At 73.1% G+C, this 24,117-nt stretch carries 21 protein-coding genes; 8 read left to right on the forward strand and 13 right to left on the reverse strand.

Annotation, left to right across the window (positions count from 1 at the left end; translation table 11 throughout):
- Positions 1-6: 6 nt before the first annotated feature.
- The 7 genes from HHX40_RS15055 to HHX40_RS15085 all read right to left on the reverse strand — a co-directional run bounded on the left by HHX40_RS15055 (position 7) and on the right by HHX40_RS15085 (position 7,062).
- The gene (locus HHX40_RS15055) at positions 7-2,181 is read right to left on the reverse strand and encodes a peptidase domain-containing ABC transporter (protein WP_182881068.1); all 2,175 of its coding nucleotides are present in this window, start codon (positions 2,179-2,181) and stop codon (positions 7-9) included.
- Positions 2,178-2,354 (reverse strand): hypothetical protein, encoded by a 177-nt coding sequence (locus tag HHX40_RS15060; RefSeq protein WP_182881069.1) that lies wholly within the window; start codon positions 2,352-2,354, stop codon positions 2,178-2,180. The genes HHX40_RS15055 and HHX40_RS15060 overlap by 4 nt, the downstream gene beginning before the upstream one ends.
- Positions 2,351-3,322 carry a TIGR04500 family putative peptide maturation system protein gene (locus tag HHX40_RS15065; protein WP_182881070.1) on the reverse strand — a complete coding sequence of 324 codons (972 nt, stop codon included), beginning with the start codon at positions 3,320-3,322 and terminating at the stop codon, positions 2,351-2,353. The genes HHX40_RS15060 and HHX40_RS15065 overlap by 4 nt, the downstream gene beginning before the upstream one ends.
- On the reverse strand, positions 3,303-4,319 hold the full coding sequence (locus HHX40_RS15070; RefSeq protein ID WP_182881071.1) for an MvdC/MvdD family ATP grasp protein: 1,017 nt from the start codon (positions 4,317-4,319) through the stop codon (positions 3,303-3,305). The genes HHX40_RS15065 and HHX40_RS15070 overlap by 20 nt, the downstream gene beginning before the upstream one ends.
- A gap of 80 nt (positions 4,320-4,399) precedes the next feature.
- Complete coding sequence (locus HHX40_RS15075) at positions 4,400-4,552, reverse strand: putative ATP-grasp target RiPP (RefSeq protein ID WP_111698653.1); 153 nt, start codon at positions 4,550-4,552, stop codon at positions 4,400-4,402.
- A 168-nt stretch (positions 4,553-4,720) separates the two neighbouring features.
- Complete coding sequence (locus HHX40_RS15080) at positions 4,721-5,410, reverse strand: response regulator (protein ID WP_182873474.1); 690 nt, start codon at positions 5,408-5,410, stop codon at positions 4,721-4,723.
- A complete protein-coding gene (locus tag HHX40_RS15085; protein WP_182881072.1) occupies positions 5,407-7,062 on the reverse strand; it encodes a histidine kinase in 1,656 nt (551 codons plus the stop codon). Before HHX40_RS15085 ends, HHX40_RS15080 begins: the two co-directional genes overlap by 4 nt.
- 153 nt (positions 7,063-7,215) lie before the next feature.
- On the opposite strand from HHX40_RS15085, the gene HHX40_RS15090 reads away from it, so the two are divergent.
- Together HHX40_RS15090 and HHX40_RS15095 are read left to right on the forward strand one after the other, a co-directional pair.
- The gene (locus tag HHX40_RS15090; protein ID WP_182881073.1) at positions 7,216-7,821 is read left to right on the forward strand and encodes a class I SAM-dependent methyltransferase; all 606 of its coding nucleotides are present in this window, start codon (positions 7,216-7,218) and stop codon (positions 7,819-7,821) included.
- Between the two features lie 18 nt (positions 7,822-7,839).
- On the forward strand, positions 7,840-9,021 hold the full coding sequence (locus tag HHX40_RS15095) for an acyl-CoA dehydrogenase family protein (RefSeq protein ID WP_111698666.1): 1,182 nt from the start codon (positions 7,840-7,842) through the stop codon (positions 9,019-9,021).
- A gap of 15 nt (positions 9,022-9,036) precedes the next feature.
- Here the strand turns inward: HHX40_RS15095 and HHX40_RS15100 are convergent, their stop codons facing one another.
- Both HHX40_RS15100 and HHX40_RS15105 read right to left on the reverse strand, forming a co-directional pair.
- Positions 9,037-9,957 (reverse strand): alpha/beta hydrolase, encoded by a 921-nt coding sequence (locus HHX40_RS15100; protein ID WP_182881074.1) that lies wholly within the window; start codon positions 9,955-9,957, stop codon positions 9,037-9,039.
- 13 nt (positions 9,958-9,970) lie between these two features.
- Positions 9,971-10,672 carry a gamma-glutamyl-gamma-aminobutyrate hydrolase family protein gene (locus tag HHX40_RS15105; protein ID WP_138460782.1) on the reverse strand — a complete coding sequence of 234 codons (702 nt, stop codon included), beginning with the start codon at positions 10,670-10,672 and terminating at the stop codon, positions 9,971-9,973.
- A 307-nt stretch (positions 10,673-10,979) separates the two neighbouring features.
- Here HHX40_RS15105 and HHX40_RS15110 point away from each other — a divergent pair, with 307 nt between their 5' ends.
- The gene (locus HHX40_RS15110; RefSeq protein WP_182881075.1) at positions 10,980-12,161 is read left to right on the forward strand and encodes an FAD-binding oxidoreductase; all 1,182 of its coding nucleotides are present in this window, start codon (positions 10,980-10,982) and stop codon (positions 12,159-12,161) included.
- Positions 12,162-12,185: 24 nt separating this feature from the next.
- Positions 12,186-13,262: a WD40/YVTN/BNR-like repeat-containing protein gene (locus HHX40_RS15115; RefSeq protein WP_182881076.1), complete on the forward strand. Its 1,077-nt coding sequence runs from the start codon at positions 12,186-12,188 to the stop codon at positions 13,260-13,262.
- Between the two features lie 21 nt (positions 13,263-13,283).
- On the opposite strand, the gene thyX is transcribed toward HHX40_RS15115, so the two are convergent.
- From thyX to HHX40_RS15130, 3 genes are all read right to left on the reverse strand, one after another.
- Positions 13,284-14,066: an FAD-dependent thymidylate synthase gene (gene thyX / locus HHX40_RS15120; RefSeq protein ID WP_182881077.1), complete on the reverse strand. Its 783-nt coding sequence runs from the start codon at positions 14,064-14,066 to the stop codon at positions 13,284-13,286.
- Positions 14,067-14,183: 117 nt separating this feature from the next.
- Positions 14,184-15,395, reverse strand: a complete 1,212-nt coding sequence (locus HHX40_RS15125) for an amidohydrolase family protein (RefSeq protein ID WP_310738113.1) — start codon at positions 15,393-15,395, stop codon at positions 14,184-14,186.
- 65 nt (positions 15,396-15,460) lie between these two features.
- Positions 15,461-17,590, reverse strand: coding sequence for an anthranilate synthase component I (locus tag HHX40_RS15130; RefSeq protein ID WP_182881078.1), 2,130 nt, complete (start codon positions 17,588-17,590; stop codon positions 15,461-15,463).
- A gap of 270 nt (positions 17,591-17,860) precedes the next feature.
- Between HHX40_RS15130 and HHX40_RS15135 the strand changes: the two genes are divergently transcribed.
- The 4 genes from HHX40_RS15135 (at position 17,861) to HHX40_RS15150 (ending at position 22,934) form a co-directional block, all read left to right on the forward strand.
- Entirely contained in the window at positions 17,861-19,519 is a 1,659-nt protein-coding gene (locus tag HHX40_RS15135) for a CocE/NonD family hydrolase (protein ID WP_182881079.1), read from the forward strand.
- A gap of 184 nt (positions 19,520-19,703) precedes the next feature.
- A complete protein-coding gene (locus tag HHX40_RS15140; protein WP_208758952.1) occupies positions 19,704-19,928 on the forward strand; it encodes a DUF3311 domain-containing protein in 225 nt (74 codons plus the stop codon).
- Positions 19,925-21,517: a monocarboxylate uptake permease MctP gene (gene mctP, locus HHX40_RS15145; RefSeq protein ID WP_182881080.1), complete on the forward strand. Its 1,593-nt coding sequence runs from the start codon at positions 19,925-19,927 to the stop codon at positions 21,515-21,517. Before HHX40_RS15140 ends, mctP begins: the two co-directional genes overlap by 4 nt.
- 112 nt (positions 21,518-21,629) lie before the next feature.
- Positions 21,630-22,934, forward strand: a complete 1,305-nt coding sequence (locus tag HHX40_RS15150) for an amidohydrolase family protein (RefSeq protein ID WP_182881081.1) — start codon at positions 21,630-21,632, stop codon at positions 22,932-22,934.
- A gap of 50 nt (positions 22,935-22,984) precedes the next feature.
- Here the strand turns inward: HHX40_RS15150 and HHX40_RS15155 are convergent, their stop codons facing one another.
- A complete protein-coding gene (locus HHX40_RS15155) occupies positions 22,985-23,887 on the reverse strand; it encodes a hypothetical protein (RefSeq protein WP_182881082.1) in 903 nt (300 codons plus the stop codon).
- Between the last annotated feature and the right edge of the window lie 230 nt (positions 23,888-24,117).

Raw genomic sequence — 24,117 nt, forward strand, 5'->3', positions numbered from 1 at the left:
CAGACCCTACATGCCGGGATCCCGGCCGTTCCGCGGAGCGGCGGCCGCGGCGGAGGCCGTCTGCGCGGCGACGAGCCGGGTGTAGCTCCCGTCCAGGGACAGCAGCTCCTCGTGGGTGCCCCGCTCCACCACCGTGCCCCGCTCGACGACCAGGATCAGGTCGGCGTCCCGCACCGTGCTCAGCCGGTGTGCGATCACGATGCGGGTCTGCGTCAGGCGGGACAGCCGCGCCTCGATGCCGGCCTCGGTCGCGCTGTCGAGGTTGCTGGTCGCCTCGTCGAGCAGCAGCACCCTGGGGCGGGGCAGCAGCGCGCGGGCCAGGGCGAGGCGCTGGCGCTGTCCACCCGACAGGCCGCCGCCCTCGACCAGGATCGTCTCGTAGCCCATCGGCATCGCCATGATCTCGTCGTGCAGGCCCGCGATCCGGGCCGCGTCGGCGATCCGGTCCAGGCCGGCCTCGGGGAGGTTGAGCGCGATGTTCTCCCGGATCGTCCCGGTGAACAGCGACGGGTCCTGGGTGACCACGCCGAACTGGCGGCGCAGCGACCGCGGGTTGAGCTCGGCCGCGGGGACGCCGTCGTACCGGATCTCCCCGGCCGCCGGCTGGTACAGGGCGAGCAGCAGGCGGGCGAGCGTGCTCTTGCCCGATCCCGAGGGACCGACCAGCGCGACCTTCTGCCCCGGCCGCACGACCAGTGAGACGTCGCGCAGCGTCCACGGGCCGCGCGGGTCGTGGCGGAAACACACCCCGCGCAGCTCGATGCCGCCGCGCAGCCGCAGCACCTCGATCCCCGTCGACGGCTCGGGCTCGGAGGCGAGGATGTCCGACAGCCGGTCGAAGTGCGCCCCGGCCTGCTGAAGGCTGCGCAGGCTGGTCATCAGCGAACCGATCGGGGTGAGCGCGGCGGTGGCCAGGGCGTTCAGCGCGAGCAGCGTCCCGAGGCTCATCGACCCGTCGAGCACCCGCCACGCGCCCACCCACAGCAGCCCCAGCGGCGCGAGAAGGCGCACCGCCCCGAGCGCCGCCTCGACGAGCCCCCGGACGAGCCCTCCCCGCACATCGGCGTCGAGCTGCCGGGCGAACAGGTCCGACCAGCGCTGCATCGCCCGCGGCTCGGCCCCGGACGCCTTGAGCGTCTCGATGCCCCCGACGGCCTCCATCAGCCGGCCCTGCGTGACGGCGAGGGCGGCCAGCTCGCGTCTGGTCAGCTCGCCCACCCGGCGGGCGGTGCCGAGCAGGAGGGCGGCCTGCCCTGCCGCGAGCAACGCGAGGAAGGCGCCGAAGACCGGGTCTCGGGCGAAGACGAGCAGCAGGTAGACCAGGGCGAGCGGCCCGTCGAGCAACGACGAGAGAATCTGCCCGGTCAGCGTCTCGCGCAGGGCGATGACGCTGTTCGCCCGGTTCACCAGGTCTCCCTTGCCGCGCACCGCGAAGTACCGGTACGGCAGTGCGACAAGGTGCGCCACCAGATTCCGCGTCACCTCGCCGTCGGTGCGCGAGCGGAGCGCGACGAGCAGCACCGAACGCAGGTAGCCCACCGCGAACTGGGTGACCACGGCGGCCAGCACGGCCACGCCGAGGAGGGCGAGAAGCCCGGAGTCCCCGCGCGGGAGGATCCGGTCGACGACGACCTGGAACGCCGTCGCGAGCCCCAGGCCGAGCACCTGGAGCAGCACCGAGGCCGCGAGCACCTGGGTGAGCAGGCCCTTCCTGCGGAACACCAGGGCGCGCAGGAAGTCGCGCCGCCACGCCCGCGCCGCGCCGGACCGCACGCGGCGGAACCCCGGCTCCGGCTCGAACGCCAGCAGCACGCCGGTGAACCCGGCGTCGAACTCGGCGGGCGTGAGCCGCCTGCGTCCCTGGGCGGGGTCCACGATGTCCACGTGATCGGGGGTCCACCGCTCCACCACCACGAAGTGCTGGAACTCCCAGTGGACGATCGCGGGCATGGGCACCCGCCCGAGGTCGGCCGGCTCCAGCGAGAACGCCCTGGCCTTGAGGCCGAACTCCCGCGCGGCGCGGACGACGGCCAGCGCGCTCAGGCCGTCCCTGCCCACCTGGAGGTGGTCGGTGACCTCCTGCACGGTGGTGCGGTGGCCGTGGAAGGACAGGATCACGGCCAGGCAGGCCGCGCCGCACTCGGTCGCCGAGTTCTGCAGGAAGACCGGAACCCGTCTCACCCGCCACCCCTCAGGACCAGAGCGGTGAGAACGGCCAGCCCCGAGGTGAGCACCGCGACCGCGCACCAGAGCAGGACGAGGGCACGGCCGCCGACCTCCTTGACGGCGGCCGTGGCGGACGGCGGGGCGGCATGGCGGCGCAGCGCCTCGGCGCGGAAGATCCGTCCGCTCACCGCGTGCCGGTCCGCGCCGTGGTTCCCCAGAACCATTCGATCTTCGCGGCCCGGCGGCGTTCGTCGATCCACAGGTCGAAGACCCGCCGTTCGACGCGGCGGCGCGTGTCCGCGTCGAGCTCGGCGCCGGCCACGGAGATCACCTTGAGCAGGACGTCCGGGGCGGGCGAGACGACGTCGCCGGGGCGGGCGGTGCCTATCTCGGCCGCGGGCACGTCCTCGACGACCAGCCGGGCGCCGCGCGTCCGCTCCGCCAGCGCGAAGAAGCCGGCGCCGGCGTCGATCTCGGCCGCCGCCCGCCGGGCCGCCTCGGAGCCGGGAAAGGTGAGGCGGGCGACCCGGGCCGTGCCGAACTCCTCCCGGTGTTCCTCGAAGTACGGCTCGACCCGTCCGGCCGTCACCCGCTCGCGGACGCGGGCGGCGGCCACCTCCCCCGCGACCAGCTCCTGGAGGTCCACCACGGTGAGGGAGCGGCGGTCCATCCACTCACGTGTCCGTTCCGCGGTGAGCAGTCCCCGGGCGCGCCGGAACGCGTCCACCGCCTCCTGGATCTCGTGGTCGGAGAGCTCCACCGGAGCCTCCTCCAGCTCCGCCTGGACGAGGGCGGCGGCGACGACCCGGTCCACCAGCCGGGTCTCGTCCCACAGGAAGTCGAGCCAGGCGACCGCGTCGACCACCTTGACCCCGACTCCGTCGATCCGCAGCAGCAGCATCTCGCCGGCCCGCTGCACGCCCCGCAGGGGCCAGGGCAGGGAGCGGTCGGGGCACCAGGACAGCGACACCGTCCCCTCCCCCGGCCGTTTGATCAGAAGGTCGTAGTGGAGTGAGTCGTCGTAGTCCTCCCGCTGCCACAGCAGCCGGAAGCGCACGCCGGGATGGCGCTCCCGCAGCTCACGCAGGCGTTCCTGGGCCTCGGACGGGTCGAGACCGTCCAGGCCGCGGAGGGTTTCAAGGGCGTCCGGCAACATGCGCGGTCTCCTCTCCGACCGTGCCGTACATCAACAGATCACACAGCGCCGCGCCGATCGGCAGGCCCGTGGCCTTCTCGATCCAGAGCCACTGGCCACTGGGGTTGACTTCGAGGAAGACGTAACGCCCGTCGGGGGTGAGGATGAGATCGATCGCTCCGTAGCGCAGGCCGAGCCGCCGCACGATCCGCAGGCAGCGCTCGGCCACCTCCGGCGGCAGCTCGTGCACCTCGTGGCGGGTGCCGCCCGGGTCGTAGCGGCGCCAGTCGAGCCTCGTGTGGTTGCTCTCCTGCGAGTGGATCTCCGCCGCGAAGACGGCCCGCCCCACGACGGTCACCCGCAGTTCGACCCGCTTGGGCACGTACTCCTGGACGACGACCGGGCCGAACCTGATCGCGTCCGCGTACGTCACATCCCGGGTGGACACCGGTTCCGACATCCGGGCCACGCCCTCCCCGTCGGCGCGGGAGCCGGCGGGAATGCCCAGGGGCTTGGTGATGACGCGGCCCTGGTGCCGGTTGTAGAAGTCCAGGAACTCGTCGGGGTCGTTGGTGATCAGCGTGTCCGGCAGCTCGAATCCGAGGCGACCGGCCAGGGCCAGCTGTGACGACTTGCGCTGGGCCAGCCTCACCCGTTCCCTGGGCGCGGGGACCATGCGGCAGTCGAGCTGCTCCCACAGGTCCCCGGCGAACACCGCGCACTCCTGCTCCATGTGGGCACGTGCCACCGGGTCGGTGATCTCGGGATGCGCGACGGGAGCCTGGGGACGGCGGAACCACAACGCCGTCAGACGGTCGAGATCGACGTCCGCCTTCTCCGTGCGCAGCCGCCGCCGCACCCGCCCGTCACGGTGGTAGACCGCGTCGAGCACCGCGTGGACCGGATAGCCGGCCGGGTCGAAGACGACCGCTTCCGCCCCCCGCGCGGCCAGCAGACGGGCCACGTGCTCCGCATGGGAGTCTCCGTCGATCGTGAGGATGAGTACTTCGCCGGGCATCTCTCGCTCTTCCTGTCTGGCTTCCCGATCGGCGCGGGGCGCCGGAACGGCGCCCCGCGCGGTCACTCGGAAGCGGTCGCTCAGAAGTCGAGGTCCTTGGCGTCGACGGTGCCGTCCGGGGTCATGACCTGGCTCGACCACTCGAACTTCCGGCCGCCGTTGACGAGACGGAGGTCTCCCTCGTCGAGCTCCGGGCCGGCCGCCGCGATGTCGTCGATTCTGATCTTGGACATTGTGATCCCTCCCGCCGCCCGGGGACGGCGCGTTCTCCGATGTGACGGCGCCCGATCGGGCGCCGGACACAGACGTTAGGAGGGCCTTCTCGATGCCCGCTTCGCACGACCTTGGGAACGGCTAAACGGTCGCTTGTGGTCGATCACCGGCAGGGACCGCGGGGACACCTACATACCGGTGTCCCGGGCGTTCCGCGGCGGAGCCACGGGGGTGAAGGCGGCGTCCACCAGCCCGAACCGGTGCGCCATCACCGCCGCCTGCGTGCGGTTGCGCAGGCCCAGCTTCTCGGTGATCGCGGCGACGTGGCTCTTCACGGTCGTGACGCCCACGTGCAGCCGCCCGGCGATCTCGGCGTTGGACAGGCCCACGCCGATCAGCGTCAGCACCTGCGACTCGCGCTCGGTCAGGGCCGCCGGCGGCGGCAGCGCCTGCCGCTCGGCGGCCAGGGCCCGCTCGACGACCCGCCGCAGCACCGACGGCGCGAGCGGGGGCTCCCCCGCCGCGGCCCGCCGCACGGCCTCGACCATGTGGGCGGGCGGGTCGTCCTTGACCAGGAAACCGAGCGCGCCCGCGCCCAGCGCGGCGTAGAGGTCCTCGTCCTCGGAGAACGTGGTGAGCACGACGATCCGCGCGGACGGCCGGGCGGCGAGGATCCTGCGGGTGGCCTCCAGCCCGTCGACGCGCGGCATGCGCAGGTCCATCAGCACGACGTCGGGGTGGTGCCGCTCGGCCAGCCGTACCGCCTCGGCGCCGTCGGCGGCCTCGCCGCACACCTCCATGTCCCCGGCCGCCTCCAGCATCATCCGGACGCCGGCCCGTACGAGGGCCTGGTCGTCGGCGACGACGACGCGGATCACGCGAACCTCCCTCTCACGCAGCGGTCGGGCGGGCTCTCACACGCCCCCTGGGGCGGGATGGGCAGCGAGGCGGTCAGCCGCCACCCGCCGTCCCCCGCCGGGCCGGCGGTGACGCGCCCTCCGAAGGCGCGGGCCCGCTCCCGCATGCCCGCGATGCCCTGGCCGTTGGACGGCAGCGCCTCCGGCGGGCGGGCCGGGCCCGGGCCGTTGCGCACCTCCACCTCCAGCGCGCCCTCGCGCGTCCGCACGCCGACCTCGGCGCGGGCGCCGGGCCCCGCGTGTTTCAGCACGTTGGTGAGCCCCTCCTGGACGATCCTGGCCGCCGCCGCGCGCAGCACCAGCGGGGCCAGACACGCCTCGGGCGACTGCCGCAGGTCGACGTGCAGGCCGGCCGCCGACATCCGCGCCACGGCGTCCCGCAGCACGTCGCCGGGGTCGGCGAGCATGTCCGCGAGCGGGAGGTCGTCGCGCAGCGCCTCGGCGGGATCGCGCAGCACGGTGAGCAGGCCGCGCAGGTCCTCCAGGACGCGGTGCCCGGTCTCCCGGATGTCGTCCAGCGCCTCGGCGGCCGGGCCGTCCGCCCCGGCGTACTGGGCCGCGCTCGCCCGCAGGACCATCGCCCCCACATGGTGGGCCACGATGTCGTGGACCTCGCGGGCGATCCGCTCCCGCTCGGCCAGCCGCCCGGCCCTGGCCCGCTCGGCGGCCAGCTCGGCCGCGTGCCTGGCCTGCGCCTGCCGCGCGCCGACGTAGCGGCCGATGGCCACCGGGGCGGTCACCATCGTCATCAGCGCCACCACCCGGAACGGGGTGACGTCGGCGGGGTCGTCCACGGTCACGACGGCGGAGACCGAGCAGGTCAGCGCGTACGCCGCAGCGAGCCACGGCCAGGCGGCCCGGGTCGCGAACACGCCGAGTGCCACCAGGGCGAGCAGTTGCAGGCTGTTGCCGGTCCTCGGGACGTACTGGTCGGCGACGACCAGCGTGAGGCTCTCCAGCAGCAGGACCGCGCCGGGCAGGTGCCGCACGACGCCCAGCGCGAGCCCCGCGAGCATCACCCCGAGCGCGACCGCCCACACCGGCGGCACCCCGCTGTGCCAGTACGGCCAGGTGGTGAGCACCGCCAGCGCCACCCCGCCGCCGGCGAGGAGGAGGTCGAGCAGCGGGGCCGGGTCCTCCCTGCGCCGCCCCTCCTGCGTGCGCAGATAACCGCCGATCAGCACCGGGGCGGCGATCAGGCCGGCCGAGTAGAACCACGTGTTCGCGGTGAGCGCGATGCCGGGGTCGGCGAGGTTCACGGCCGTCGCGACGCAGGCGAGCACGGCCACCGGCGCCGTCCAGCCCCACCCGCGCCCCCGGGCCAGCACGCCCACCGCGATGGGCAGCAGGATCTGGACGGTGTTGACGGTGAACGCGCCGAGCTGGTCGCAGCCCACCAGCAGCGCGGCCAGGTAGACGGCCACCGGGCCGGGCCATCGGCGCACCAGCCCCATCGGCAGCCCGGCCAGCAGCGCGAGTCCCAGCCCCACCCACACCGGGGCCGGACCGCTACGGCCCGTCCAGGTTCCCGCGCTGACCAGCACGTCGAGACCGGTCCCGCTCACCGCGAGGAACACGTCGAGGACCGGGCCACGCGAAAAGGGCCGCCGCATGGGGGAACGCTACCGAACTCCCGGGGCGGTGGCGGTCCTCCGGCCGGAGGACCGCGCCTCCTCCTTCTGGCCGCCCTCCGTGCGCCGACCGGCCGCCAGGTCGGCCCGTACTGCGGGCGGTCGGGGGCGGTGGCGCGCCCTAGCGTGACCGGCATGAACAGTGAGTCAGCGGTTCTCCTCGGCCAGTTCCTGCGCTCCCCGGCCGCCACGGGAGCGGTCGCGCCCAGTTCGCGGCGGTTGTCGCGGGCGGTGTGCGCACCGGTGCCCGAGGGGGGCGAGCCCGTCGTGGTGGAACTCGGACCGGGCACCGGGCCCTTCACCGCCGAGATCCAGCGGCGGCTCGCGGGACGGGGACGGCATCTGGCCGTCGAGATCAACCCGCTCCTGGCCGGGCGGCTCTCGGCCCGTCACCCGGGGGTCGACCTGGTCGTCGGCAGCGCCGCGGACCTGCCCGCCCTGCTCGCCGAGCGGGGACTGGCCGCGGCCGACGTGATCGTCAGCGGGCTGCCCTGGGCGGCGTTCTCCCCGGGCCACCAGGCCGGGCTGCTGCGCGCGGCGGTCGCCGCACTCGCTCCGGGCGGCGCCTTCACGACCTTCTCCTACGTCCACGCCCGCGCGCTGCCCGCGGCACTGCGCTTCCGCCGCGCCCTGACGGCCTCCTTCGAGGAGGTGGTGGCGGGCCGCACCGTGTGGCGCAACCTGCCGCCCGCCTTCGTCTACCACGCCCGCCGCCCGCGGGCGAGCGCCGTTCTCCGGTGACGGCTCTACAGTGACGGCATGGACTTCACCCTGCCGGAGAGCGCGCAGGCCGTGCGGCGCGGTGTCGCCGACGTCTGCGCACGGTACGACATGGACTACTGGCAGCGCTGCGAGGCGGAGAAGCGCTGGCCGGAGGAGGTGTGGGCGGAGCTCGCCAAGGGCGGCTGGCTCGGCCTGGCCGTCCCGGAGGAGTACGGCGGGGCGGGCCAGGGCCTGCTCGAACTCGCGGTGGCCACCGAGACCCTGTCGGCCTCCGGCTCGGCCGGGGGCTCGGCGTTCATGTATGTGCTGACTCCGGGGTTCGGGGCGCTGACGCTGGCCAGGCACGGCTCGGCCGAGCAGAGAGCCGCCCTGCTGCCGAAGCTGGCGACGGGCGAGATGGAGACCTGCTTCGCGCTGACCGAGCCCGACGCCGGATCCAACTCGCTGGCGATCTCGACCTTCGCCCGCCGCGACGGCTCGGACTTCGTGGTGAACGGCCAGAAGGTCTGGATCACCGGGGTGCAGCGGGCCGCCCGGATGCTGCTGGTCACCCGGACGATCCCGGCGGAGCGGGCCCGGCCCCGCACCGACGGGCTGACGGTGTTCCTGGTCGACGTGCCCGAGGCGGTGCGGGCGGGCAGCCTGACCTACCGGCCCATCCCCAAGATGGGCGCGAACACCACGCCGTCCAACATGGTCTTCATCGACGACCTGCGGCTGCCCGCGTCCAGCGTGCTCGGCGAGGTGGACCGGGGCGTCGCCGTGCTGTGGGACGTGCTGAACCCCGAGCGCATCCTGCTGGCCGCGAGCGCGCTCGGTGCGGCCGAGGTGGCGTTGCGGGTGGGCGTGGACTACGCGAAGCAGCGGGAGGTCTTCGGCCGGCCCATCGGCGCGAACCAGGCCGTCGCGTTCCCGCTGGCGCGGGTCAAGGCCGAGATCGAGCTGGCCAGGCTGATGCTGTACAAGGCGGCCTGGTCCTTCGACAACGGGCTGCCCTGCGGCACCGAGGCCAACATCGCCAAGCTGGCCGCCTCGCGGGCCGCGTGGGACGCGGCGGACGCCGCGTTCCAGACCCACGGCGGCATGGCCTACTCGCTGGAGTATCCCGTGGCCCGGCTGCTCGCCGACGCCAGGATCGGCAGGATCGCCCCGGTCACCGAGGAACTGCTGCTGAACCACCTGGCCACCCAGGTTCTCGGCCTGCCGAGAAGCTTCTGAGCGCCCGCGCGCGGGTCACGCGAACGCCTCCTTGAGGCGCGCCGCGAGGAACTCGCGGCCCTCGACCGCCTGGTCGAAGAACCCGGGCAGGCCGAGGAAGCCGTGCAGCGCGCCCTCGAAGGACCGGTGCTCCACCGGCACCCCGGCCTCCGCGAGCGCCCGCGCGTAGGCCGCGCCCTCGTCGCACAGCGGGTCGTACTCGGCCGTGATCACCGTCGCGGGCGCGAGACCCGACTTGTCCGGCAGGTGGAGCGGCGCCAGACGGGGGTCGCGCGGATCGGCGCCGCCCGCGTACTGCTCGACGAACCACCTCATCTCCGCCGCCTCCAGCCCGAACCCCTTCGCGTTCGCCCGGTAGCTGGGCGTGTCGCACGCGACGTCGACGACCGGGTAGATCAGCACCTGGTGGGAGAGATGGAGGCCCGCGTCCCTGGCGAGCCACGCGGCCACGGCCGCGAGGTTGCCGCCGGCGCTGTCGCCGACGACCGCGACCCTGCCGGCGTCGCCGCCGTAGAAGCCGGGCCGGGCGTGCACGTCGCGGACCACCGCGAAGGCGTCGTCGGCCGCCGCCGGGAACGGATCCTCGGGCGCGAGGCGGTAGTCCACCGAGACCACGACGGCGCCGGTGCGCGCGGCGAGATCCCGCGCGAGAGGGTCGTTGCGCTCGACGCTGCCGAAGACCCAGCCGCCGCCGTGGAAGTAGACGAGCACCGGCAGCGGGCGCTCCCCGGGCTCCGGGCGGTAGATCCGGACCGGGACCCCGGCCACCGTCTCGTCCCTGACCACCGGCAGGTCGATCCTCGGCCCGCGCTGCTCGGCCAACCCGTCCATCGTCCGCATTTCGGCGATCTGCTCGCGGGTCAGGGAGGCGAGATCGGCGCCGAGGTCCGACGGGAACAGCGCGAGGTAGGCCGCGGCCTGGGGATGCAATGCCATGCCCGCAGGGTAATCAGGGGCGGGCGGCGTCCACCAGTGCCTCGATGAGGCGGTTGTCCGCACCGCGCTCGGGGTGCCACTGGACGCCGACGGCGAAACGGTGCCCCTGGAGCTCGACGCCCTCGACGATCTGGTCGTCCGCCCAGGCCACGGCGAGCAGGCCGGTGCCGAGACGCCGTACGGCCCGGCGGTGCGCGCCGGTCACCTCGGCGTGGTCGCCCACCGCCTTGCCCAGCCGGCTGGTCACGCTGATGGTCACGACGTGCTTCGCGGTCTCGTGCCGGTCGTGGCCCACGGCCGCGGGCAGGGAGGTGATCAGCGTGCCGCCCTGCGCCACGTTGAGCACGTGCAGGCCGCGCGAGATCCCGAGCAGCGGCACGTCCGCCTCCACCGCCGCCTGGGCGAGCGCCACCTCGAAGCGGTCGCGGTGCGGCTGCGGCGCGGCGAGCCCGTCGCCGTCGTCCGGCTCCGCGGCGGAGGCCTCGCCGTACAGCGCGGGATCGACGTCGACGCCGCCGGCGAGGATGACGGCGTCCAGGCGGCGCACGTGATCGCCGGCGGACACCGGGCTCAGCGGCGGCAGCAGGACGGGCGCGCCGCCCGCCTTCTCCACCGCCCGCGCGTACGCGTGCGGCGACACCGCGGCCTCACGGACCCACGTCCCCCAGCGCGCGGCCTCGAGGTAGGTGGTGATGCCGACGATCGGACGCGCCATGGCGACTCCTGGTGGTTCATGGGCGGGGCAGGGCCCATCATGGCGCAGCTTCTTTCCTTTTTGTCGACTTTTGGATCATTGACCCCACCAGTCACACCAGTCACAAGGCAAGGATCACGAAAAATAACGAAGCGTTCACAGCTGGTTGCCTTGCCATGAATCGGTTGTGACGCACCGAAGTGAGTGGAACACTCCGCAGTGAGCGACCGGTCGGGCCGGGGCCTCCGGCGCTCGTCACCCGGAGCCGTCAGGGAGGTGGATCGACAGACCGGAGCACACCTCCGGTCCCTAGGGTGGGACACAACCGATGTCGTTGAACGCGCGCCTGATCAAGGAAAGCTTCGCGCTCGTCGAACCCGTCGCGGGGCGGGCCTCCGCGTACTTCTACGGACTGCTGTTCGCGCACTGCCCCAGCCTGCGCGGGATGTTCCCGCCGGACATGGCGGCGCCGCGCGGCCGGCTCTTCGACGTCCTCAGGAGGGTCGTCAGGGAGCTCGACAGCCCCGAGGGACTGACGTCCTATCTCGCCGGGCTGGGCCGCGACCAGCGCAGGTACGGCTTCTCCCCCGAACACCACACGGCCGCCGGCGCCGCCCTGCTCGCGACGATGAGGCGCTTCGCCGCGCGGATCTGGACCGAGGAGACCGAGGCGGCCTGGAGCGAGGCGTACGCCATGGCCTCGCGGATCATGATCGACGCGGCCGCGGCGGAGACCACTCCCCCCTGGTGGCTGGCGGAGGTGACGGGCCACGAGGCACGCTGCCGCGACATCGCGGTCCTCACGCTCCGCCCGTCGCAGCGGATGGACTTCGTCCCCGGACAGCACGTCCCGGTGCAGACGGCCAGGTGGCCGCGGGTGTGGCGGCGCTTCTCCATCGCCAACGCCCCCCGCGCGGACGGCACGCTGCGCCTGCACGTGCGGGCCGTTCCCGGCGGCTGGGTGAGCTCGGCCCTGGTCCGCCACACGCGTCCCGGCGACCAGCTGCTGCTCGGCCCGCCCGCGGGCACGATGACGCCGCCCGAGTCGGACCGGGACCTCCTGTGCGTCGCCGGCGGCACCGGGCTCGCGCCGATCAAGGCCGTCATGGAGCACGTCATCGCCTCCGGCCGCCGCCCCAACATCCACCTGCTGTTCGGGGTGCGGCACGCGGGCGACCTGTACGACATGCCGGACCTGACGCGGCTGGCGGCGGGCTTCCCCTGGCTGCGGGTGCTGCCGGTGGTCTCCGACGACCCCGCCTACCAGGGGCTGCGCGGCCGGCTCCCCGACGTCGTGGACGCGTTCCCCTCCTGGACCGGGCACGAGGTGTACGTCTGCGGCCCGCCCCCCATGGTGGACGCGACCGTTCGGCGCCTTCGGCGCTCGGGGGTGCCGCTCGCCCGGATCCACCGCGACGCCGATCCGGAGCGAGACCGCGATCGGAGCGACCCGACCGGAACGGCGGGCACGCCGGACCGATTCCTGGCAGGATTCGAATCGAAAACATGATCGATATCCGGACAGGGAGGGCGCATGCCCGCACTACTCGCGATCGGCACCCGAAAAGGATTGTTCCTGGCACACTCCTCGAACGGCGGGCCGTTCGAGGTCGACCCCGTGCGCTTCTCCACCATCGGCGTCCCCTCCGTCGCCGTCGACACGCGCGGGCCCACCCCCCGGATCCTGGCCGGGATCGAGTACGGCCACTTCGGGCCGTCCGTCCTGTGGTCGGACGACCTCGGCGAGACGTGGCAGGAGGCGGCCACCCCGCCGGTCGCCTTCCCCGAGCGCACCGGGGCCGCGCTGGCCCGGGTGTGGCAGCTCCAGCCGTCGCCGGCCGAGCCGGGGGTGGTGTGGGCGGGCGCCGAGCCGGCCGCGCTGTTCCGCTCGGAGGACGGCGGGGCCACCTACACCCTGGTCGAGGGGCTGTGGGACCACCCCACCCGGCCCCGGTGGCAGCCCGGGGGCGGCGGGCTGTGCCTGCACACCGTGATCCCGCACCCCACCGACCCCGGGCGGCTCGGCGTCGCCGCCTCCGCCGTCGGCTTCTTCCGCAGCGACGACGCCGGGGCCACCTGGCGGCCGTCCAATAAGGACATCCGCGCGCCCTTCCTGCCCGAGGGAGCGCAGTATCCCGAGTTCGGGCAGTGCGTGCACAAGGTGGCGCAGCATCCCGCGCGCCCCGAGCGGCTCTATCTCCAGCACCACTTCGGCGTCTACCGGTCCGACGACTTCGGCGGCTCCTGGACGGAGATCGGTTCCGGGCTGCCCTCCGACTTCGGGTTCCCGATCGCGGTGCACCCGGACGACCCCGACCGGCTGTACGTCTTCCCGCTGCACGGCGACGTCGACCGCACGCCCGTCGGCCACCGGTGCCGGGTGTTCCGCAGCGACGACGCCGGGGCCACCTGGCAGGGCTTCTCGGAGGGCCTGCCCGAGGGCCCGGCGCACGCCTCCGTCCTCAGGGACGCCATGACCGCCGGGCCCGCCGGGGTGTTCTTCGGCACCCGGGACGGCGAGGTGTACGGCTCCGCCGACGCGGGCGAGACCTGGACGCTGATCGCCCGCCATCTGCCCGACGTCCTGTGCGTGCGCGCCGCCGTGGTGTGAAAACCGCCTGGGGACGGCTGCTCAGACCTTGCGGTAGCCGGGGATCCAGGCGCCGTCCTCGACCGTGTAGTCGCCGAACAGCGCCGGGGCCTCCGCCCGCATGATCTCCCCGATGCGGTTGAACACGAGGCGGATCTCCTCCTCCGCCCCGGCGGCCGTACGGGACTCGATGGTGTGGCGGAGGGTGCGCACGTTGGCCGTCCAGACCAGGCCCGTCGCGACGCCCTCGGGGGCGAAGCGCCGCATGAACGAGGTGCGGTGCTTCTTCTCCGAGAACGGCACGCCGTCGGCGTCCAGCCCGAAGTGGGCGGACATCCAGTTCTGGAACTCCTCCATCCGGTCGAGCATCTCGGTCGCCCGCTTCATCAGCTCGGCGTCCTCGCGCGCCCACTCGGGGAACCAGAACGGCAGGTCGTTCAGCCGGACGAACCGCAGCGACTCCTGCGAGATCGCCACCCCCGGCCGGTGCCGCACGAGCTCGTGGGTCATCACGCGCGAGACGTTGTGCAGCACGAAGCTGAAGCTGGCGTGCTCCAGGACGCTGCCGTGCGCGCTGGCCAGGATGTTGCGCAGGTACGCCTCCTGGTCAGCGCGGACCCGCGTCACGTTGGGGTTGAGCCCCGGCTCGAAGGAGCGGTAGCACAGCCGCCCGGCGAACTCGGCGAGGTCCTGCGCGTCGAAGTCGCCGCGCTCCAGCCGCTCCAGCCAGCTCTCCCCGCCGACCTCCCGCAGGTAGCGGGCCAGCTCGTCGTAGTCGACGGACGGCTTGGCGACGAGGAAGACCTCGGGCTCGACGCTGCGCATTCAGATCCCCGTTGAGTCGGTGCCGGTTGTGACGGGTCCAAGCAAACCAGCTCAGGCCCCACGATCGCGACTCGGGGGTGGAGCGCGAGGGCGTCGCCTTTACGTTGTAGATTCGGTTCAGAGGCGGTAGACGCGGCGGGCGTTGGCCGAGCCGATCATGTGGGCGATCCGGGCCGCGTCGGAGACGCTCCACTCTCCCTCGGCGATCCGGCCCGCCAGCAGCCGGGCCAGCCCGCGGCGGTGATAGAGGGCGGCCAGATAGCACAGCTCGGCGGCGCCGTGGCAGCCGGAGCCGTACATCTGCTTGTGGAACGGCACCAGCTCCAGCAGTTCGCGCAGGACGTGGGCCGAACCCGCCCCGGTGAGCGCCACGGCGAGCCCGGCGTCCACGTAGACGTGCGGGAAGACGCTCGCGAGGTACGCCGCCTGGCGGTGGTGGGGATAGCAGTGCACCAGCACGACCGGCACCCCGAGCGGGGCGAGGGCGCGGACGAACCCCGTGAGCCGCGCCGGATCCGCGTCACCGAAAGCGGCGTCCCCGGAGGCGCCGTCCCCGTGAGCGTCCTCCGAGAAGGCGCAGTGGATCTGGATCGGCAGGCTCCGCTCCCTCGCCACGTCGGCGGCGGCCCACAGCAGGTGCCGTACGAGGACCGGGTCGGCGAGGCGGGCCTTGGGGTCGGCGAGCCTGCGGCCGGCCGCGGCGATCACGCTGCCGCGGGAGGGCCGGGAGAGGTCGGAGCCGGGCCAGCGGCGGTGCGCGGCGACCGTCTTCAGCCCGGCGGCGCGGGCCGCGCGGGCCGCGAGCTCGTCCCGCAGCGCGCCCGCGTAGCCGACGGCGGGCAGGCCCGCCTCGGCGACGTCCCGCTCGACCTCCTCCAGCCGGACGATCTCGTCGGCGACGGCGCCGCCGAGCCGCCCCATCTCGGCGGGCCCGAGCAGGCCGGGCGACTCCGGGCCGGCGTCCACCAGGAAGGCCGAGACGCCGGAGCCGCGCAGCAGCCGCCGGTTCACCTCGGCGGCGCCGAGCTCGGCGCGGCGGGACAGGTACACCGCGGCCGAGGCGTGCGGTTCCAGCCCGAGGACCGGCGCGCACCAGCGCCTGATGGCCGCGCCCGCCGGGGTGTCGAAGTGGGTGGTGCCGGGCGGCGCGGGCGCGCCGCCCTCGGCGACCAGCTGCTCGAACCCCGAACGCGGCGGGTCGTCGCGCCGCACCCCGTGGCAGTGCTGGTCGACCATCGGCGCGAGCAGGGCCGCGCGCACCGCGTCGGGGACGGGCACGGGCAACGGGTCCGCGGGAAGCGGCGGGGCATCGGGTCGCGTCTCCGGCACGGCAGAGGACTCTACGGCTCCCCCGCCGCGCCGGCGCCGCGCAAGGACGGCTCTTTACCCGCCGTCTACCGGGCGCAGATACGCAGCACGTTGGCGATGATCCTCGCCCCCGCGCGGCCCTCGGTGGTCAGGATCGACTCCGGGTGGAACTGCACGCCGAAGCGCAGGTTCTCGGTGTCCTCGACGGCCATCGCCGCGCCGTCCGGCGTGAACGCCGTGACCCGGAAGCCGGTGACGCCCTGCTCCTTGGCGTGCAGGGAGTGGTAGCGGGCCGCGACGAACTCGCCGGGCAGTCCGTCGAGCAGCGCGCTGTCACCCTCGCGCCGGACGCGCCCGCGCTTGCCGTGCTCCGGGTACGGCAGCAGTTCCAGCGTGCCGCCGGCCTGCTCGACCATCGCCTGCAGGCCGAGGCACACCCCGAAGACCGGCAGCCTCCGGGCGTACAGCGCCTCCAGCAGGGCGGCGCAGCCGAAGTCGGACGGCCAGCCGGGGCCGGGTGACAGCACCACGAGCGTGGGCGCGATCTCGTCGAGCTTCTCCATCGGGAAGCCGTGCCGCAGCGTGACCACCGACGCGCCCTGCTGCCGGAAGTAGTCGGCGAGGGTGTTGACGAAGGAGTCCTCGTGGTCGACGAGCAGCACCCGGTGGCCCTCCCCCGGCAGGTCCGCGGGGGGCGCCGCCGGGGCCTCCTCCCTCGGGCGGGTGGCCGCGGCGAGCGCTCCGAGCAGGGCGCTGGCCTTGAGCTCGGTCTCCCGCTCCTCGGCCTCGGGGTCGGAGTCGTAGAGCAGCGTGGCCCCGGCGCGCACGGTGGCCACGCCGTCGCGGATCTGCGCGGTGCGCAGGGTCAGGCCGGTGTTCATCGAGCCGTCGAAGCCGATGAAGCCGACGGCGCCGCCGTACCAGCGCCGGGTGGTCTCCTCGTGGTCCTCGATGAACTGCATGGCCCACGTCTTGGGGGCGCCGGTGACGGTGACCGCCCACATGTGGGTGAGGAACGCGTCGAGCGCGTCGAACTCGGGGCGCAGGCGGCCCTCGATGTGGTCGACGGTGTGGATCAGCCGGGAGTACATCTCGATCTGCCGCCGGCCGATCACCCGGACGCTGCCGGGGACGCAGATGCGCGACTTGTCGTTGCGGTCCACGTCCGTGCACATGGTCAGCTCCGACTCCTCCTTCACGCTGGACAGGAGGGTGCGGATCGCCTCGGCGTCCTCGACGGGGTCGGCCCCGCGGGCGATGGTGCCGGAGATCGGGCAGGTCTCGATCCGGTCGCCGGTCACCCGCACGTACATCTCGGGCGAGGCGCCGACGAGGTGCTCACCGTCGCCGAGGTTCAGCAGGAACTCGTACGGCGCGGGGTTGGCGGCGCGCAGGGAGCGGTAGAAGGCGGCGGGGTCGGTGCAGACCGAGTGGAAGACCTGGCCGGGGACGACCTCGAACAGGTCGCCGCGCTGGAACTTCTCCTTGGCCTCGGCGACGACCCGGGAGTAGGTGCCCCTGACCGGGTCGGGCGGGACCGCGCCGGGCGTGACGAGGGGCGTCGTCTCGCCGGAGCGCTCCATGCCGTGGGTGGAGGCGCCGTCCACCGTGAACTCGTAGCGGTACTCCGTGCTGGTCTCGCGGACCCGGTCGATCACGACGAGCCGGTCCGGGAGGTGGAGCACCAGGTCGCGCTGGTCGCCGGGGCGGGTCAGGCGGTAGCGGATCGGCTCGAACTGGAACGCGAGGTCGTAGCCGAAGGCGCCGTACAGGCCGAGGTGCGGGTCGTCGCCGCGGAAGGCGGCGATGACCTCGCGGATGGCGGTGAAGACGGTGGGCCGGCGGCTGCGCATCTCCTCCGGGAACAGGTCCTCGGACTCGGCGACGTGCACCTCGACGAAGCCGGGCGTCGGCTCCGACACCGGCTTGCCCGCCGCCAGCAGGCAGGAGGCGACGACGGGCAGCACGACCTGGCCGCGCTCGTTGAGCGCCCGCGCGGAGATCCGGCGCCCCCGCGCGACGATCTCCAGGCAGGGGTCGACGTAGCCGAAGGCCCATCGGCTGTAGCGCCCGGGGTAGTCCATGCCGGAGGAGAAGGCTCCGCCGCGCCGCTCGGCGAGCGACGTGACGATCTCCTCCAGCGCCTCCTCGGGCACCTCGCGCACGGCCCGCTCGACCGCGATGCCGCCCGCGGTGGTATATCCGCTGATCTCCACTGTCCACGCCCCTTTTTACGTATGCCCCCGGGGCGGACATACAGAAGGCCGCCACTCACGGGGCGGCCGGTCTCCTCGATGCGAAGAATGCGAAAACGCCGCCAGCTAGCGGCGCCACCACTGGGAGGGTGCAGGAGTTCGCATGGGAAAAGCGTAGCGGCGAGGACCGCGATCATGCAACGCGACATGGCTGGAAGCACGACCACCGGATAGATATTCTGTTACTGAGCAGGAAACCCGCTCTCGGCTCCGCCGGGAAGGGAGGTCGGCATGGTCCGGGTGCCGGTGCGGATACCGGTGGGCCGTCGCGCTCCCGGAGGTCCGTACGGGCCGCCCGGCCTGCGGATCCGGGTCCGCCGCGACGTGCCCGTGCCGATGCCGGACGGCGTGACCCTCCTGGCCGACCACTACGCCCCGGTGGGCGCCGCCCGGCCGCCGACGATCCTGATCCGCACGCCGTACGGGCGGGCCGGGGTGGTCGGCTGGATGTACGGCTGGACCTTCGCCCGGCACGGCTTCCAGGTCCTGCTGCAGAGTTGCCGGGGCGGCTTCGGCTCCGGCGGGGTGCTCGACCCCCTCGTCCACGAGCAGGCCGACGGGCTGGCGACGGTCGAGTGGATGCGGGCGCAGTCGTGGTACGGCGGCTCGTTCGCCATGCACGGGCCCTCCTACCTCGGGTACACCCAGTGGGCCATCGCCGCCGAGACGCCGGACCTGCGGGCGATGTCCGTCCAGGTGACCGCCTCGTGCTTCCGCGACGCGGCGTACGTCGGGGGGTCGTTCGCCCTGGAGTCCACCCTGATCTGGACGACCCTCACCGCCCACCTGGAGGGCAGGCTGGGAGGCGCGGCCGCGCTCATCGCGCCCCGGCGCACACGGCGGGCCGTCCTGTCGGGCCTGGCGGGCCACTCGCTGCCGGAGCTCGACCTGCTGTCGGCGGGCCGCCCGCTGCCGTTCTTCCGCGACCTGCTCGCCCATCACGGCGAGGCCCTCTGCGCCTACTGGGAGAAGAGGGACTTCTCGGCGTCGGTTGGCCAGGTCGGCGCGGAGATCACGATGACCGGCGGCTGGTACGACGTGTTCCTGCCCTGGCAGCTCAAGGACTACGCCGCGCTGCGGGCGGCCGGGCGGCGGCCGCACCTGACGATCGGGCCGTGGTACCACGCCGACATCCGGCACGGCCGGGCGGCCAACGCCGACGCCCTCGCCTGGTTCCGCGCCCACCTGCTCGGAGACCCGTCGGGGCTGCGCCTGTCCCCCGTCCGGCTGTTCGTCACCGGCGCCGGCGAGTGGCGGGACGAGCCGGACTGGCCGCCGCCGGGCATGCGGCCCGAGCGCTGGCACCTGCAGCCGGGTTCCGCCCTGTCCACCGCGAACCCGGCGGGCGGCGAGCCGGACCGCTACCGCTACGACCCGGCGCACCCCACGCCGGTGATCGGCGGCCCGGTGCTGATCGGCAACTCCGAGCCCAGGGACAACCGGCGGCTGGAGGCCCGGCGGGACGTGCTCGTCTACACCTCCGCCCCGCTCGGCCGGGACACCGAGATGATCGGCCCGGTGCGCGCCGAGCTGTTCGTCCGCACCGGCAGGGAGCACACGGACTTCGTCGTGCGGGTGTGCGACGTCCATCCCGGCGGCGCGTCGATGAACGTCTGCGAGGGGGTGCGCCGCCTGACCCCCGCCGACCGCGCCGACGAGGACGGCGTGCGGCGGGTGGAGATCGACCTGTGGCCGATGGGCCACCGGTTCCGCCGCGGGCACCGGATCCGGGTGCAGGTGGCGAGCGGGGCCTATCCGCGCATCGCCCGCAACCCCGGCACCGGGGCGCCTCTCACGGCGGGCAGCCCGATGGTCGCCTCCGACCAGGAGGTGCTGCACGATCCCGCCCATCCCTCCGCGGTGATCCTCCCCGCCGTCGCCCCCGCCTGACCGCCTGACGACGCGCTTGACCGGTTGTCGCTGGGCGCGCCGACACGACCGTTCACCGATCGGTGATCCTCCTGTTACCCCCGCGTCCCTAATCTGCGGCCGAGTAACCGTCCCGCTGATCCCGTGACCGGCCGTCGCGCGGATCTGCCGGGCACGCCTGGTCCGTGTCCGATTGGAGAACGTCTTGACGACTCCTGATCGCAGCGATGGCCGCAGCGACGACCGCAGCCCGCTGAACTGGCTGTTGCCGCTCCCCATCGCGATCCCGCTCCTCCCGCCCCTGTTCAACGCCGTGGAACCGCGCCTGTTCGGGATTCCGCTGTTCTACTGGCTGCAACTCGCCTTCATCGTGCTCGGCGTCACCACGACCACCCTCGTCTACCGCGCGACGAGGAGGAGGAACCGGTGAAGACCACCGAGATCGTCATCTTCGCGCTGCTGTTCCTGCTCGTCAGCGGCCTGGGTTTCGTGGCCGCCCGCTGGCGCCGCCCGGGCGACCTCGCCAACCTGAACGAGTGGGGCCTCGGCGGGCGCGGCTTCGGCGGCTGGATCACCTGGTTCCTGGTCGGCGGCGACCTCTACACGGCCTACACGTTCGTGGCCGTGCCCGCCCTGATCTTCGGCGCGGGCGCCATGGGGTTCTACGCCGTGCCGTACACCGTGGTCGTCTATCCCATGGTCATGCTCGTGCTGGTGCGGCTGTGGTCGGTCTCGCACGTGCACAACCTGGTCACCCCGGCCGACTTCGTCCGGCTCCGCTTCGGCTCCCCCACGCTGGCCCTGCTGGTCGCGATCACCGGCATCGTCGCGACGATGCCGTACATCGCGCTGCAGCTCATCGGCATCGAGGCGGTGCTGAAGACGATGGGCGTGACCGGCGACCTGCCGCTGATCATCGCGTTCGCGATCCTCGCGGCCTACACCTACCAGTCCGGGCTGCGGGCCCCCGCGCTGATCGCGTTCGTCAAGGACTCGCTGATCTACCTGGTGATCCTGGTCGCGATCGTCTACATCCCGGCCAAGCTCGGCGGCTGGGCGTCGATCTTCGACGCCGCCAAGGCGAAGTTCGACGCGACCCCCGCGCCCGGCGACGGCATCACTCTCAACGCGAACAACCAGCTTCAGTACGTCACGCTGGCGCTCGGCTCGGCGCTGGCGCTGTTCCTCTATCCCCACAGCGTCACCGGGATCCTCGCCACGCGCGACCGGAACGTGATCAAGCGGAACATGTCGGCCCTGCCGGCCTACAGCCTGCTGCTCGGCCTGATCGCGCTGCTCGGCTACATGGCGATCGCGGCCGGGGTCACGCCGATCGGCAAGGACGGCAACACGATCACGCCGCAGCTGTTCGACAAGCTCTTCCCCGACTGGTTCGCGGGGGTGGCGTTCGCGGCCATCGGCATCGGCGCACTCGTGCCCGCCGCCATCATGTCGATCGCGGCGGCCAACCTGTTCGCCCGCAACATCTACCGTGAGTACCTCAACCGGGACGCCACCCCGGCCCAGGAGGCCAGGGTCAGCAAGATCGCGTCGTTGGTCGTGAAGGTCGGCGCGGTGCTGGTCATCCTGGGCATCGACCCCCAGTTCTCCATCGACCTCCAGCTGATCGGCAGCGTGATCATCCTGCAGACGCTGCCGTCGGTGGGTCTCGGCCTCTACACCCGGTGGTTCCACCGCGGCGGCCTGATCGCCGGATTGGCCGCGGGCATGACGGCCGGGATGCTGCTGCTCTACAACATCGCCAACCCCGCCACCAAGCACGAGCACTTCGGCGGCTCGGCCTTCCCGCTGGAGAAGCTCGGGTTCGACACGAAGATCACGGTCTACGCCGGGCTCCTCGCGCTGATCGTCAACCTGGTCGTCGCCGTGCTCGGGACCCTCGTGGCCCGCGCGCTCAGGAGCGCCGACGGCCCCGACGGGACCCGGCCGGAGGACTACTTCGCCGACAAGGGCGACCCGCGCGTCCACGAACTGGAGACCACCGCGCCCGCGTCCTGACCGTCCGCGTACGACTTGTGGCCGGCTTGACGCGGCGGCTCGCCCGCGTGAAGCCGGCCACAAGCACGCGGTGGGACAAAGAGGCATCACCGCGAACAGCAAGGAGACGAGGATGCCTCTCAACACCGACCTGGTGGTCACCGGCGGGCACGTGCTCAGCATGGACCCGGCCGTGCCGGACGGGCCCGCCGACGTCGTCGTCCGGGACGGCGTGATCGTCTCGATCGGGCCCGCCGCGGAGATCTCCCCGCGGGCCCGCGTCGTGGACGCCACCGGCTGCGTCGTGCTGCCGGGGCTGATCGACACCCACCGTCACACCTGGCAGTCGGCGCTGCGCCACATCGGCCTGGACTGGAGCCTGACCGACTACCTCGGCGCGGCGTTCCTCGGGCTCGGCCCGAACTTCCGGCCCGAGGACGTCTACGCGGGCACCCTGATCGGCGCGCTCGGCGCGCTGGAGTCCGGGATCACCACCCTGGTCGACTGGTCCCACATCCAGAACACCCCCGAGCACGGCGACGCCGCCGTCGCCGCACTGCGCGACAGCGGGATCCGGGGCGTGTTCGCGTACGGCTGGCCGCAGACGGAGGCGCTGAGCTGGGTGGGCGAGCACAGCGACGCGGAGCTGCCCGCCGACGTGCGCCGGATCAGGGACGTGCTCCACGACGACGCCGCCCGCGTGACGATGGCCCTGGCGGCGCGCGGGCCCGAGATGTCGGCCCCCACCGCCACCAGGCGCGACCTGCTGCTCGCGCGGGAGCTCGGCCTGCGGGTCACCATGCACGTCGGCAGGGCGGGCAGCGTCGAGCGCCTGGACGAGGAGGGCCTGCTCGACGAGACGGTCACCCTGGTCCACGCGAGCGCCGTCGGCGACGACGAGATGAAGCTCGCCGCCGACGCGGGCGCCACCGCGAGCGTGGCGCCGTTCATCGAGACGACCATGTCCGGGCTCGGCTCGCCCGCCACCGGCCGCCTCCTGCGGGCGGGCGTCGTCACGGGCCTCGGCGCCGACACCGAGATCGCCACCTCGGGGGACATGTTCACGCAGATGCGGGCCGCGCTGGCCCACCACCGCTTCACCGAGGACGGCGCACCGCTGACCGCGGGACGCCTGCTGCGAATGGCCACCGCCGACGGCGCGGCGGTGGCCGGTCTCGGGGCGGTCACCGGCAGCCTCACCCCCGGCAGGCGGGCCGACCTCGTGGTGGTCGACACCGGCACCCCCGCCATGGCTCCGGTGCTCGACCCCCTCGCCTCCGTCGTGCTCGCCGCGCACCCCGGGCTGGTCCGTACGGTGGTGTGCGACGGCGTGCTCGTCAAGCACGACGGAGTGCTCACGGGGCCGGTCGCGCGGGCCCGGGAGGCCGCGGCCGAGAGCCTCGCCCACCTGCGCCGCGCCGTGCCCGGTCTGCTGTGAGCACCGGAGCCCCTCCGCCGGGGCGTGCGGAGGGGCTCCGGGCCGGGGGATCAGCCGGGTGGGAGGTTGCCGTTCTTGGCGACCGGCAGGGCCACCTGGTCGGCACCGAGGAGAGTGGCCTGCTCGGCCGGGAGACCGGCGAGGACGGGGTCGATGTGCCGCAGACTCAGCGAGACCGAGGTGGGCAGCGCCGGGGTGATCGCGTCGAACTTCTCCAGGTCGATCCACCGCACGATGTCGAGCACCGCGCTCGGGATGCTGTCACCGGCCTTCTGCACGGGGACGCACAGCTGCCGGGCGTAGAGGATCTGCGCTTTGTGCGTGGGAATCTGCGACGTGAGGACGGGATTGAGCTGACGCAGGGACACCGTCTGGTTCAGCGCGGTGTTGGGGGTGATCCCGTAGCACTTGAGGTCGATGTAACGGACGAGCTGCAGCACGTCGGCGGGCGGGATCACGTTGTTCTTCACGACCGGCACGCACAACTGCTGCGGCGTGTTCATGGAGATCTGCGTGCGCGGCAGATTCTGGAACAGCGGATTGAGGTGGCTGAGCACGAGGCCCGTGTTCACCGTGATGCCGGAGATCTTGTAGCAGGACAGGTCGATGTACTTGATGAAGTCGATCGCGGGGGACGGCGGCTCCTGCGTGTTCTTCGCGACCGGCACGCACAGTTGCTCACGCTGGCCCAGGGTGACGGTCTCGACCGGCAGGTTCATGAGCACGGGATTGAGGTGCCGCACCGTGAGCTGGACGCCCGGCGGCTGGTAGGCGCTGGTCCGGTAGCACTCGAGGTCGAGGTAGGCGGTCAGGCCCTTCGGCGTCGGCAGCGTGGCGGCGCCGGCGTGCGGCACGCTGAGGAACACCACGGCGAGCGCCGCGAGCACGATCGACGCGAAACGCCGGAACGTCGTTTTTCCGCGTCCGGGAATTCGGATTACGGCTCGGTCCACTGCGGCTCCAGAGATTGGGAGAGGAATTGTTGCCTGGAGTGTGTGCCGCCGTGACCGGTCTTACAATGTCGCCGAAGTCGTGGCGGAAATCCGGCCGATGAACCGGGAACGCGACATCTGCCGGTAAGACGCCGTTCAGCCGCCGTAAGACGGTTTGCGGCCCGATCAGCCGGAGACGCGGCCGTTCCAAGGCGGCCCGCGCCCGGCCGGGAAATTCCGCAGGTGCCCGG

This window comes from Microbispora sp. H10949 (genome assembly GCF_014161435.1).
Taxonomy (GTDB): Bacteria; Actinomycetota; Actinomycetes; order Streptosporangiales; family Streptosporangiaceae; genus Microbispora; species Microbispora triticiradicis.